9 protein-coding genes and 1 pseudogene are annotated in these 12,351 nt (G+C 63.5%); 6 read left to right on the top strand and 4 right to left on the bottom strand.

The features are described from left to right. From AAFN84_RS12830 to AAFN84_RS12815, 4 genes and pseudogenes are all read right to left on the bottom strand, one after another. A pseudogene (locus AAFN84_RS12830) lies at positions 1-411 on the bottom strand (signal recognition particle-docking protein FtsY); the annotation flags it as partial. Positions 412-428: 17 nt separating this feature from the next. Then, complete coding sequence (gene mtaB / locus AAFN84_RS12825) at positions 429-1,724, bottom strand: tRNA (N(6)-L-threonylcarbamoyladenosine(37)-C(2))-methylthiotransferase MtaB (RefSeq protein ID WP_347514935.1); 1,296 nt, start codon at positions 1,722-1,724, stop codon at positions 429-431. Continuing rightward, positions 1,721-2,605: a diaminopimelate epimerase gene (gene dapF, locus AAFN84_RS12820; protein ID WP_347514934.1), complete on the bottom strand. Its 885-nt coding sequence runs from the start codon at positions 2,603-2,605 to the stop codon at positions 1,721-1,723. The genes mtaB and dapF overlap by 4 nt, the downstream gene beginning before the upstream one ends. Positions 2,606-2,663: 58 nt before the next feature. Next, a complete protein-coding gene (locus AAFN84_RS12815) occupies positions 2,664-3,722 on the bottom strand; it encodes an MBL fold metallo-hydrolase (protein WP_347515133.1) in 1,059 nt (352 codons plus the stop codon). A 276-nt stretch (positions 3,723-3,998) separates the two neighbouring features. Between AAFN84_RS12815 and AAFN84_RS12810 the strand changes: the two genes are divergently transcribed. From AAFN84_RS12810 to AAFN84_RS12785, 6 genes are all read left to right on the top strand, one after another. Further along, the gene (locus AAFN84_RS12810) at positions 3,999-4,556 is read left to right on the top strand and encodes an AprI/Inh family metalloprotease inhibitor (protein WP_347514933.1); all 558 of its coding nucleotides are present in this window, start codon (positions 3,999-4,001) and stop codon (positions 4,554-4,556) included. Between the two features lie 131 nt (positions 4,557-4,687). Further along, positions 4,688-5,854 carry a cell division protein ZapE gene (gene zapE / locus AAFN84_RS12805; RefSeq protein ID WP_347514932.1) on the top strand — a complete coding sequence of 389 codons (1,167 nt, stop codon included), beginning with the start codon at positions 4,688-4,690 and terminating at the stop codon, positions 5,852-5,854. Positions 5,855-6,072: 218 nt separating this feature from the next. Continuing rightward, on the top strand, positions 6,073-7,038 hold the full coding sequence (mdh, locus tag AAFN84_RS12800; protein ID WP_347514931.1) for a malate dehydrogenase: 966 nt from the start codon (positions 6,073-6,075) through the stop codon (positions 7,036-7,038). 10 nt (positions 7,039-7,048) lie between these two features. Next, positions 7,049-8,242 (top strand): ADP-forming succinate--CoA ligase subunit beta, encoded by a 1,194-nt coding sequence (sucC, locus tag AAFN84_RS12795; protein WP_347514930.1) that lies wholly within the window; start codon positions 7,049-7,051, stop codon positions 8,240-8,242. 23 nt (positions 8,243-8,265) lie between these two features. Then, the gene (gene sucD, locus AAFN84_RS12790) at positions 8,266-9,168 is read left to right on the top strand and encodes a succinate--CoA ligase subunit alpha (RefSeq protein WP_347514929.1); all 903 of its coding nucleotides are present in this window, start codon (positions 8,266-8,268) and stop codon (positions 9,166-9,168) included. Between the two features lie 151 nt (positions 9,169-9,319). Beyond that, positions 9,320-12,310 carry a 2-oxoglutarate dehydrogenase E1 component gene (locus tag AAFN84_RS12785; protein ID WP_347515132.1) on the top strand — a complete coding sequence of 997 codons (2,991 nt, stop codon included), beginning with the start codon at positions 9,320-9,322 and terminating at the stop codon, positions 12,308-12,310. Positions 12,311-12,351 lie beyond the last annotated feature (41 nt).

Below are 12,351 nucleotides of genomic sequence, written 5' to 3'. Positions count from 1 at the left end.
TGGCTCTGGCTCTGGCTCTGGCTCTGGCTCTGGCTCTGGCTCTGGCTCTGGCTCTGGCTCTGGCTCTGGCTCTGGCTCTGGCTCTGGCTCTGGCTCTGGCTCTGGCTCTGGCTCTGGCTCTGGAAGAGGATCGCGCGGCGGTTCCGGTACTTCAACAGGCACTTCCGGAACGGGATGGGAGGCCGGCACCTGCACGTCTGCGGTGTCCGGCGCCCATGCCGTCTCAGCCGGGACCGACGTCTCGTCCTCCTTCGGACGGCGAAGAAAGTCGGGCACCGTGCCGTGGACCGGAGCCTCTGCGCTTTCGGCAGGTGCCGCCGCGAGCGTGGCGGTGTCGTCGGCCGGCGTGGCGTCGCCCTCGCCTTCCTTCTTGCCGAAGGAGAATATCTTCTTGATGAATCCGAGGGCCATCGTGTTCCGTCTGTTTCTCAGGCCGCGCGCACGGCAAGCGGCTGCGCCAGCAGGCTCGCGCCATCCTGGCCGGCGATGTGGGCATCGACGATCGTGCCGGGTCCGCCGTGGTCGAGGCGCACCAGCGTGAAACCTTCCGTGCGTCCGATCCCCTCGCGCTCGACCAGCACGCGCTGCCGGCTCCCGACCAGTGATGTGAGATGTCGCCGATGCGCGGCATCACCGGCCGCGCGCAGCCGCGCAGCGCGGTCCTTGACGACAGCGCGATCGACCTGCGGCATGCGCGCTGCAGGCGTTCCTTCGCGCGGCGAAAATGGAAACACGTGCAGATGCGTCAGACCGCATTCCGCGACGATCTTCAGCGAATTCTGGAACATCGCCTCGGTTTCGGTCGGGAAGCCGGCGATGATGTCGGCGCCAAGGACAATGTCGGGGCGCAGGCGTCGAACGTCCTCGCAGAAGCGGATGGAATCGTCGCGCAGATGCCGGCGTTTCATGCGCTTGAGGATCATGTCGTCGCCGGCCTGCAGCGACAGATGCAGATGCGGCATCAGCCGCGGCTCGGTCGCGATCATTTCCATCAGGTCGTCATCCGCCTCGATGGAATCGATCGATGAAAGCCGTAGGCGTGCAAGATCCGGCACCTGGCCCAGGATCGTCCTGACAAGCCGGCCGAGGCGCGGGCTCCCCGGCAGGTCGGCACCATAGCTGGTCATGTCGACCCCGGTCAGCACGACCTCCAGATAGCCGTTTCCGACCAGCCGCTTGACCTGGTCGACCACCGCGCCCATCGGCACCGAGCGCGAATTGCCGCGTCCATAGGGGATGATGCAGAAGGTGCAGCGGTGATCGCAGCCGTTCTGCACCTGCACGAAGGCGCGCGCCCGGCCCTCCAGCGCATCGACCATGTGCGAGGCCGTCTCGGTCACCGACATGATGTCGTTGACACGGGCCTTCTCGAAATCGTTGACGCCGAAATCCGGCAGGGCACGATAGTTGTGCGCCTTGAGCTTCTCTTCGTTACCGAGCACGAGGTCGACTTCGCCCATCGCGACGAAACTGTCGGGATCGGTCTGCGCGGCACAGCCCGTGACGATGATGCGCGCCTGCGGGTTGTCGCGACGCGCCTTGCGGATCGCCTGCCTTGCCTGCCGCACCGCCTCGCCCGTCACCGCGCAGGTGTTGACGATCACCGCGCCGCCATCAAGCTCGCCCAGTCCGGCCTCGGTTGCCTCGCGGCGCATCACCTCGGATTCATAGGCGTTGAGCCGGCACCCAAAGGTGACGATGTCGATGCCCTTTGCCTCGCTCATGCCGCGCCCTCGACGTCGCGTTCCCATGCGCCCGTGGCGGGATCGAGCATGCCCGAAAACTCCCATTCCGCCGGGCCGGTCATGATGACGTGATCGTCGTCGCGCCACTCGATCAGAAGCCTGCCGCCGCTGGGTGCCGTCACGGTCACGGTTCGCCCGGTCCGCCGTGTCCGCGCCGCCGAGACTGCCGCCGCACAGGCCGCCGAGCCGCAGGCGAGCGTCAGGCCCGCGCCGCGTTCCCACGTTCGGATCGACATCGCATCGTGCGACGTCACCTGGGCGATGGTGATGTTGGCGCGCTCGGGGAAGATCGGGTGGTTCTCCAGCAGCGGTCCGAAGCGGTCGAGATCGTAGGACCAGACATCGGAGTCGACCCAGAAGATCGCATGCGGATTGCCCATCGAGGCGACGGACGGCGAATGCAGCACCGGCGCATCGATCGGGCCGACCTGCAGTTCAATCATGCGCGTGTCGCGAAACTCCTCGCTGAGCGGGATGTCCTGCCAGCCGAATCGCGGCATGCCGAGATCCACCGAGATCAATCCATCCTCGTGCTCCTGCGCATTGAGGATGCCGGCGACGGTTTCGAAGGAAAACACCTTCTGCCCGGTCTCCGCCGCGAGCGCGGCAACGACGCATCGTGTACCGTTGCCGCACGCCTGCGCAAAGCTGCCGTCGGCGTTGAGGATTTCGATGTAGTTGTGTGTGCCGGGTGTACGAGGATCGTAGACCGCCATGATCTGGTCGAAATTGGTCGCTGGCTCGGCGTCGAGCGCGATGGCCGCCTGAGGCATGACGCGATCCTTGCGGCCGCGCATGTCGACGACGAGAATCTCGTTGCCGATGCCGTTCATTCTGGCGAAGGGGACGCGCGCGTTCATGGCCCGGTATATGGCGGAAAAGCCCGTGGATTACCAGTGCTGCGACACGGCACGGACCCTATGGGGCCATCGGAACATCCCATGCTTCGCCCGGCTGCATGGCACGGAAGCGCTCGCGTCCGACCCCTTGCGCCTCAAGCGCTGCCTGCAGGTGATCGCGGGGTTCATCGACCGGCTCGTCAGTCAACCGGAACACGCCCCAGTGATGGCCGGCGGCATAGGCGGCATTCGCAAGCCGCATGCCTTCCACCGCCTCGCGCGGGTTCTGGTGCTGGTGTTCCATGAACCAGCGCGGCTCGTAGGCACCGATCGGCAGGATGGCCAACCGAAATCCCCCATGCTTCTCGGCAGCCGCACGATAGTTTCTACCGCCGTGGAAGCCGGTATCGCCGACCACGTAAATCTTGCCGCCCTGGCTGGAAACGACGAAGGCCGACCACAGGGCCATCCTGCGGTCCCCCGCCCCTCTCGCCGACCAGTGATGCGCGGGTTCGAGGTCGACGGCGACGTCCCGGAACCGCACGGTTTCGCCCCAGTCATGCGCGGCGACGCGCATCGCCGCGATCTCGCGATGCACGATGGTATCGTTGCCCAGCGGTGTGATGATTTGGGGATCGTGAGCCTGATGAAGCCGGCGCAGCGTTGCGATATCGAGGTGATCGTAATGATTGTGGCTGAGGAGAACCAGATCGATGGGCGGAAGATCATCGAACGCCACACCCGGTGGCGTGATGCGCTTCGGGCCGGCAAAGCCCACCGGTGATGCGCGCGGCGACCAGACCGGATCGGTGAGAATGTTCAGTCCCGCCGTCTGCACCAGCAATGTAGCGTGACCCACCATGGTCACCACAAGCCTGTCGCCATCGACGCGCGGTTCCGGCTTTGCCGCCGCGAACGGGCTTTCTCTTTCCGCCGGCCAGCGGGCCTTGCCGCCGCCGAACTGCCAGCGCAGCAGATCCCGAAATCCCTTCGGCTCATGTCCATCCGGGTTGAAGAACAGCGTGCCGTCGAAATGATCGCTTTCCGGCCCTGTGTAGTAATGGTTCGACGCGTTCGCTTTTGCCGCCACTGAGGCACCACCGATCGTTGCGAGGCCGCCCAGCCCCATCCATTTCATCAAGCTGCGCCTATCCATGGCCCGCAAAGATAGCGACGAACGCGCCCACTACAAGACGTGAACCTACAGGGGCACGGTCCTGAGGCGATCGAGGCGCGCGCCAGATAAGCGCGTCCACTTCATGCTGGGCGGCCGCCTGTTGACGTGAAGTCACGCGTCCGGGAACCCTAATTTAACCATATGCGTTGGATTATCCTCACGATCGCCACTATTCTGGCGATTGAAGGGATCTATGTACGTACGCACGGCGCATCCGCGCCGCGACGGAGGGAATTGATGGCTTTCAGGACAAGCGGCGTTTTGGCCACGACCGTACTCGCACTCGCATTGGCAGGCTGCCAGAGCGAGCGATTTTCTCAGCTCGATACGCGAGGCCCCGCTCCGGCACCCTTGCAGGGCGCGCCGGCCGGCACCGTGACGACTGGCCAGTTGCCGCCGCCTGCCCAGCCGGGCGTGACCGATCCCGCACAGTTCCCCGCTGCGCCGGGCTCCGACCCGATGGCCCAGGGCCAGGACCAGACGCAGATTGCGTCCGCGCCGCCACAGGGCGCCGCCGAAATCTCCACCGGCAGCGTAGCCGGCGTCTGGAACGCCAGCGTTTCGGGCCAGAGCTGCCGCATCGCCACCCCGCAAACCCGCTTCGGCCAGGGCTTTCGTGCCGGACCGCTGCGCTGCCCGGCACCGCTCGACGGCGTCAAGTCGTGGAACGTGACCGGATCGCAATTGGCGCTCTACAACGACAATGGCGACGTTCTTGCCCGGCTCTACTCCTCCGGCGGCGAGCGTTTCGACGGCCAGACCAGCACCGGACAGCCGGTCTCTCTGTCACGCTAAGCCTAGCTGCGAGCCGGAACTTGCGCCTTTCCGGCTCGCCAATTCCTCGTTAGAAGACCTGATCACGTCCTGGTGGCCCGCTACATTCAGGACCTCGCCGCAGCATCTCCTCCGGTCTTCAGGTATGAAGCATGTCCTCTCATGATGGTCTGTCGACCTTCCGCACCGTGCGGGAGGAATACGACAATCTCCAGCGGGCCGGGAAAATCAGGAGCGACGAGAATCAACTGGCGATCGTCACAGCGCTCGACCGGCTCATCGAGGAGATCTCCTCCAAGCGGCTGGCGTCCAAGTCTAGCGCGCTGGGCTGGCTGTTTGGGAAGCGTCGCCAGACGAAGGAGCCCGTCAAAGGTCTCTATATCCATGGCAGCGTCGGTCGCGGCAAGACCATGCTGATGGACATGTTCTTCGAGCGTGTGCCGGTGCGCCGCAAGCGGCGCGCTCACTTCAACGACTTCATGGCTGACGTGCACGATCGCATCCAGCGCCATCGTGAGATGCTGAAGCGTGGCGAGACCAGGGAGAGCGATCCGATCCCGCCGGTTGCGAAAGCGCTGGCCAAGGATGCGTGGGTGCTGTGCTTCGACGAGTTCAGCGTCACCGACATCGCCGATGCAATGGTGCTGTCGCGCCTGTTCTCCGCTCTCTTCGAGGAGGGTGTCGTGCTGGTCGCGACGTCGAACGTCGCGCCCCGCGACCTGTATCGCGACGGCCTCAACCGTGGCCTCTTCGAGCCGTTCATCGCGATCCTCGAACGCAATGCCAGGGTGATGACCCTGGACGGCCCGACCGATTATCGCCGCGAGAAACTCGACCGCATGCCCGTCTATATCCAGCCGCTTGGCAGCGAGGCCGATGCGCTGATGAACGAGGCATGGAAAGCGGCAACAGATGGCAGGGCGGCCCACCCGACGACGGTTTCCGTGAAGGGACGCGAAGTCGCGGTTCCCCGCGCGGCCGGAACCGTCGCGCGCTTCAGCTTTGCCGATCTGTGCGAAAAACCCCTCGGCGCACGCGACTTTTTGGCGATCTCAAGTCGGTTCGATACGTTGTTCATCGACCACATACCGGTGATGGGGCCAGAAAAGCGCAACGAAGCCAAGCGCTTCATCCTGCTCGTGGACACGCTTTACGACGCACGCCTTCGCCTCGTCGTCAGCGCCGAAGCGGCGCCGGAAACGCTTTATGCAGGAACGAGCGGCACCGAGGCATTCGAATTTGCCAGGACGGCATCCCGTTTGACGGAAATGCAGAGCAGGGAATGGCTGGAAAGTGTACGCCGTAACGTGGCAGTGTAAGATTTATGGATGGAAACTCTTACGTTTACGTAAGAAAATTTCTGATTAAACGATTGAAAATGTTCGCGCGGTAAGAATCGGTTGAGTTTTTTCGGCGATGCGTCTATGCCCAAGCCCGAATCTGGACGGCCTCCCGTGTCCAGGAGAGAGTTTCGGCAACGCTAATTTCAGGCCGGCGCGGAGACAAACCGGCGCACTCAACAGGGAAAACAATCACCATGGCTCGCAACAAGATTGCCCTCATCGGCTCCGGCATGATTGGCGGCACGCTCGCTCACATGATCGGACTCAAGGAACTCGGCGATGTCGTCTTGTTCGACATCGCGGAAGGCGTTCCGCAGGGCAAGGGCCTCGACATCGCACAGTCTTCGCCGGTTGACGGCTTCGATGCGCGCTTTGTCGGCGCCAACGACTATTCCGCGATCGAGGGCGCTGACGTCTGCATCGTCACCGCCGGCGTGGCCCGCAAGCCGGGCATGAGCCGCGACGATCTTCTCGGCATCAACCTCAAGGTGATGGAGCAGGTCGGCGCAGGCATCAAGAAATACGCGCCCAACGCATTCGTTATCTGCATCACCAACCCGCTCGACGCCATGGTCTGGGCGCTGCAGAAATTCTCCGGCCTGCCCAAGAGCCATGTCGTCGGCATGGCCGGCGTGCTGGACTCCTCGCGCTTCCGCCTTTTCCTCGCCGAGGAATTCAAGGTCTCGGTCGAGGACGTGACGGCCTTCGTTCTCGGCGGCCATGGCGACACGATGGTGCCGCTGACCCGTTACTCCACCGTTGCCGGCATCCCGCTGCCGGACCTGATCAAGATGGGCTGGACCTCCAAGGAGAAGCTCGACCAGATCGTCCAGCGCACCCGCGACGGCGGCGCCGAGATTGTCGGCCTGCTCAAGACCGGCTCGGCCTATTATGCACCTGCGGCCTCGGCGATCTCGATGGCCGAAGCCTACCTCAAGGACAAGAAGCGCGTGCTGCCTTGCGCGGCGCATCTGTCCGGACAGTACGGTCTCAAGGACCTCTACGTCGGCGTGCCAGTGGTGATTGGCGCGGGCGGCGTCGAGCGCGTCATCGAGATCGAGCTGAACAAGGCAGAACAGAAGATGTTCGACAAGTCCGTCGAGTCGGTCCAGGGCCTGTGCGAGGCCTGCATCGGCATTGCGCCGAGCCTCGGCAAGTAAGGAGCCACGCATGAACATTCACGAATATCAGGCCAAGCAGCTCCTCAAGGGCTATGGCGCCCCGGTCGCCGAGGGCGTCGCCATCATGAAGGCGAGCGAAGCCGAAGCAGCCGCCAAGTCGCTGCCAGGTCCGCTTTATGTGGTGAAGAGCCAGATCCACGCCGGTGGACGCGGCAAGGGCAAGTTCAAGGAACTCGGCGCGGACGCCAAGGGCGGCGTGCGCCTGTCGAAGTCGGTCGAGGAAGTCGTCGCCAACGTCAAAGACATGCTCGGCAACACGCTGGTGACCAAGCAGACGGGCGAGGCTGGCAAGCAGGTCAACCGCCTCTACATCGAGGACGGCGCCGACATCGATCGCGAACTCTACCTATCGATCCTCGTCGACCGTTCGGTCGGCCGCGTCGCGTTCGTGGTGTCCACCGAGGGCGGCATGGACATCGAGGCTGTCGCCGAAGAGACTCCCGAGAAGATCATCACCGTGGCGATCGATCCTGAAGCCGGTGTCACCGAAGCCGACGTCGGGAAGATCAACGACGCGCTGAAGCTCAGCGGCGAAGCCGCCGAGGACGGCAAGACGTTGTTCCCGATCCTCTACAAGGCATTCGTCGAGAAGGACATGAGCCTGCTCGAGGTCAACCCGCTGATCGTCATGGAAAACGGCCGCCTGCGCGTGCTCGACGCCAAGATGTCGTTCGACGGCAACGCACTTTTCCGCCACGACGACGTCAAGCAGTTGCGTGACGAGACCGAGGAGGATGCCAAGGAGATCGAGGCGTCCAAGTGGGACCTGGCCTACGTCGCGCTCGACGGCAATATCGGCTGCATGGTCAATGGCGCCGGCCTCGCCATGGCGACGATGGACATCATCAAGCTCTACGGCAAGGAGCCGGCCAACTTCTGCGACGTCGGTGGTGGCGCTTCGAAGGAGAAGGTCGCCGCGGCGTTCAAGATCATCACCGCTGATCCGCGCGTCGAGGGCATCCTCGTCAACATCTTCGGCGGTATCATGAAGTGTGACGTCATCGCCGAGGGCGTCGTGGCCGCCGTCAAGGAAGTGGGCCTCAAGGTGCCGCTGGTCGTGCGCCTCGAAGGTACCAATGTCGAGCTTGGCAAGAAGATCCTCAACGAGTCCGGCCTTGCGATCACCGCTGCCGACGATCTCGACGACGCCGCCAAGAAGATCGTCGCGGCGATCGCCGGCTAACGGATTTTGAAGGATCAGAATTAATGTCCATCCTCATCAACAAAGACACCAAGGTCCTCGTTCAGGGCCTTACCGGCAAGACCGGCACATTCCACACCGAGCAGGCGCTCGCCTATCACGGCACCAAGATGGTCGGCGGCATCCACCCGAAGAAGGGTGGCGAAAGCTGGACCGGCGCACAGGGCGAGACCCTGCCGATCTTCGCTTCGGTTGCCGAAGGCAGGGACAGGACCGGCGCGACCGCATCGGTCGTCTACGTTCCGCCGGCAGGTGCCGCTGACGCCATCATCGAGGCCATCGAGGCCGAGATGGAACTGATCGTCTGCATCACGGAAGGCATTCCGGTGATGGACATGGTCAAGGTGAAGGCAAAGCTCGACAAGTCGAAGTCGCGCCTGATCGGCCCCAACTGCCCAGGCATCGTCACTCCCGACGAATGCAAGATCGGCATCATGCCGGGCTCGATCTTCCGCAAGGGATCGGTCGGTGTTGTTTCGCGCTCGGGAACGCTTACCTATGAGGCAGTGTTCCAGACGACGAATGAAGGCCTCGGCCAGACCACGGCGGTCGGCATCGGCGGCGACCCGGTGAAGGGGACGGAATTCATCGACGTGCTCGAGATGTTCCTCGCCGACGACGAGACCCAGTCGATCATCATGATCGGCGAGATCGGCGGTTCGGCGGAGGAAGAGGCCGCGCAGTTCCTCAAGGACGAGGCCAGGAAGGGCCGCAAGAAGCCGATGGCCGGCTTCATCGCGGGCCGTACCGCCCCTCCCGGACGCACGATGGGCCATGCCGGCGCCGTCATTTCCGGCGGCAAGGGCGGCGCGGAAGACAAGATCGCGGCCATGGAGGACGCGGGCATCCGCGTTTCGCCGTCGCCGGCCCGCCTTGGCAAGACGCTGGTGGAAGCCATCAAGGGCTGAACGTCTGCCGGGCGGTCATCCGCCCGGCACATTTTGCTGGAACTGAGGTGGCTTGGACCACTTCGATCGAGGGACAGGGGCGACACCGCCCGAAACGCGGCCTGGGCCGCATAAGTTGAAGGAGTCGGAGCAGGTGCTCCGAAAGATCAAGATGGCGCGGCAAGATCAGGCCAACGACCAGTTTTCTCTCACCTCGTTCCTCTATGGCGGCAACGCCGACTATATCGAGACGCTTCACGCGGCTTGGCAGGACAATCCCGGCTCGGTCGACCCCGAGTGGCAGGAGTTCTTCTCCGCGCTGAAGGATGATGCGACCGATGTCCGGAAGAGTGCCGAAGGCGCGTCCTGGACGCGTTCGAACTGGCCGCTGCAGGCGAACGGGGAGCTGGTTTCCGCACTGGACGGCGACTGGGGCGCGGTCGAGACGCATTTCGAGAAGAAGACGCGCGAGCAGGCTTCCGGCAAGGGCCAAGCGATCTCCGACGCGGACGTGCTGCGGGCGACGCGCGATTCCGTCCGCGCCATCATGATGATCCGCGCCTATCGCATGCGCGGTCACCTGCACGCCAATCTCGATCCGCTGGGGCTTGCAAAGCCGCTTGAGGACTACAACGAACTGTCGCCCGAAGCCTATGGCTTCACCGAGGCCGACTACGACCGTCCGATCTTCATCGACCATGTGCTGGGGCTGGAATACGCCACCATCCGGCAGATGCTCGACATCCTCAAGCGCACCTACTGCTCGACGCTCGGCGTCGAGTTCATGCACATCTCCAATCCGGAAGAGAAGGCCTGGATCCAGGAGCGCATCGAAGGCCCCGACAAGGGGATCGAATTCACCCCTAACGGCAAGAAGGCGATCCTTTCCAAGCTGATTGAGGCGGAAGGCTTCGAGCAGTTCATCGACGTCAAGTACAAGGGCACCAAGCGCTTCGGCATCGACGGCGGCGAGGCGCTGATCCCGGCGTTGGAGCAGATCATCAAGCGCGGCGGCGCGCTGGGTCTCAAGGAAGTGGTGCTGGGCATGGCGCACCGCGGACGTCTCAACGTGCTGACCAATGTGATGGCCAAGCCTCACCGCGCCGTCTTCCACGAATTCAAGGGCGGATCGTTCACGCCCGAAGATGTTGAAGGCTCGGGCGACGTGAAGTACCATCTGGGTGCTTCGTCGGACCGCGAATTCGACAACAACAAGGTCCACCTGTCGCTCACCGCCAACCCGTCGCATCTCGAGATCGTCAATCCTGTGGTGATGGGCAAGGCCCGCGCCAAGCAGGACCAGATCTTCGGCCGCGCCCGCGGCGAGATCGTGCCGCTCGAAGAGCGGGCCAAGGTGCTTCCGCTGCTGTTGCACGGAGATGCGGCCTTTGCCGGCCAAGGCGTGGTCGCCGAAATTCTTGGTTTGTCGGGCCTGCGCGGACACCGCGTCGGCGGCACGATCCATTTCATCATCAACAACCAGATCGGTTTCACCACCAATCCGCGCCTTTCGCGTTCCTCGCCCTACCCGTCCGACGTCGCGAAGATGATCGAGGCGCCGATCTTCCACGTCAACGGCGACGATCCGGAAGCGGTGGTCTATGCTGCGAAGGTGGCGACCGAGTTCCGCATGAAGTTCCACAAGCCGGTGGTGATAGACATGTTCTGCTATCGCCGCTTCGGTCACAACGAAGGCGACGAGCCGGCTTTCACGCAGCCGCTGATGTACAAGGCGATCCGCGCCCATCGCACCACATTGCAGATCTACAGCGACAAGCTGATCGCCGACGGTCTCATCTCCCAGGAGGAGATCGATGCCATGCGCGCTGACTGGCGCGCGCATCTCGAAACCGAGTTCGAGTCCGGCCAATCCTACAAGCCCAACAAGGCCGATTGGCTGGACGGTGCCTGGTCGGGCCTGCGCACCGCCGATAATCAGGACGAGCAGCGCCGCGGCAAGACCGCGATGCCGCTGAAGTCGCTTAAAGAGATTGGCAAGAAGCTCACCGAGGTACCGGCCGATTTCGAGGTGCATCGTACCGTCGGCCGCTTCATCGACAACCGCCGCAAGGCGATCGAGTCGGGCGAGGGCATCGACTGGGCCACGGCCGAGGCACTCGCCTTCGGCTCCATCCTTATGGAAGGCAATCCGATCCGGCTTTCCGGCCAGGATTCCGAGCGTGGCACGTTCTCGCAGCGCCATTCGGTGCTCTACGACCAGCAGAGCGAAGATCGCTACATCCCCCTCAATAATCTCGGTCCGCAGCAAGCGAATTACGAGGTCATCAACTCGATGCTCTCTGAGGAGGCGGTACTGGGCTTCGAATACGGCTATTCGCTCGCCGAGCCACGCGCGCTCACGCTGTGGGAAGCCCAGTTCGGCGACTTCGCCAATGGTGCGCAGGTCGTCTTCGACCAGTTCATCTCGTCTGGCGAACGCAAGTGGCTGCGCATGTCCGGCCTCGTCTGCCTGTTGCCGCATGGCTATGAGGGACAGGGGCCCGAACACTCGTCCGCACGCCTGGAGCGGTTCCTCCAGATGTGCGCCGAGGACAACATGCAGGTCGTCAACCTGACGACGCCGGCTAACTACTTCCACTCCCTGCGCAGGCAGTTGAAGCGTGACTTCCGCAAGCCGCTGATCGTCATGACGCCGAAGTCGCTGCTGCGCCACAAGCGGGCGATCTCGACGCTGTCGGAAATGTCGGGCGAGAGCTCGTTCCACCGGCTGCTTTGGGACGATGCCCAGCTGCTTCCTGACCAGCCCATCAAGCTGGCCAAGGATTCGAAGATCCGCCGCGTCGTGCTGTGTTCCGGCAAGGTCTATTACGATCTCTACGAGGAGCGCGAGAAGCGCGGCATCAACGACATCTACCTGCTGCGCGTCGAGCAGCTCTATCCCTTCCCGGCCAAGGCGCTGATCACCGAACTGTCGCGTTTCCGCAACGCCGAGATGGTGTGGTGCCAGGAAGAACCCAAGAACATGGGCGCGTGGTCGTTCATCGACCCGTATCTGGAGTGGGTCCTCGCCCACATCGACGCCAAGCACCAGCGTGTTCGCTACACCGGCCGTCCGGCTGCCGCATCGACGGCGACAGGCCTGATGTCCAAGCACCTGGCACAGCTCGAGGCGTTCCTCGACGATGCGCTCGGCGGCGAATAGACCAACGACGGCAGACCAAGTTCAGCGAAGCGAAAACCAGG

The organism is Mesorhizobium sp. CAU 1741 (genome assembly GCF_039839275.1).
Taxonomy (GTDB): domain Bacteria; phylum Pseudomonadota; class Alphaproteobacteria; order Rhizobiales; family Rhizobiaceae; genus Aerobium.
Note: the sequence above shows the minus strand (reverse complement) of the source record. Positions and strands in the feature narration are given on the sequence as shown.

What these genes read in the sequence shown, in the direction of transcription:
- AAFN84_RS12785 (WP_347515132.1), top strand. Translation starts at nt 9,320, where the DNA reads ATGGCGCGGCAAGATCAGGCCAACGACCAGTTTTCTCTCACCTCGTTC.
- dapF (WP_347514934.1), bottom strand. Translation starts at nt 2,605, where the DNA reads ATGAACGCGCGCGTCCCCTTCGCCAGAATGAACGGCATCGGCAACGAG.
- AAFN84_RS12815 (WP_347515133.1), bottom strand. Translation starts at nt 3,722, where the DNA reads ATGAAATGGATGGGGCTGGGCGGCCTCGCAACGATCGGTGGTGCCTCA.
- zapE (WP_347514932.1), top strand. Translation starts at nt 4,688, where the DNA reads ATGTCCTCTCATGATGGTCTGTCGACCTTCCGCACCGTGCGGGAGGAA.
- mdh (WP_347514931.1), top strand. Translation starts at nt 6,073, where the DNA reads ATGGCTCGCAACAAGATTGCCCTCATCGGCTCCGGCATGATTGGCGGC.
- AAFN84_RS12810 (WP_347514933.1), top strand. Translation starts at nt 3,999, where the DNA reads ATGGCTTTCAGGACAAGCGGCGTTTTGGCCACGACCGTACTCGCACTC.
- sucC (WP_347514930.1), top strand. Translation starts at nt 7,049, where the DNA reads ATGAACATTCACGAATATCAGGCCAAGCAGCTCCTCAAGGGCTATGGC.
- mtaB (WP_347514935.1), bottom strand. Translation starts at nt 1,724, where the DNA reads ATGAGCGAGGCAAAGGGCATCGACATCGTCACCTTTGGGTGCCGGCTC.
- sucD (WP_347514929.1), top strand. Translation starts at nt 8,266, where the DNA reads ATGTCCATCCTCATCAACAAAGACACCAAGGTCCTCGTTCAGGGCCTT.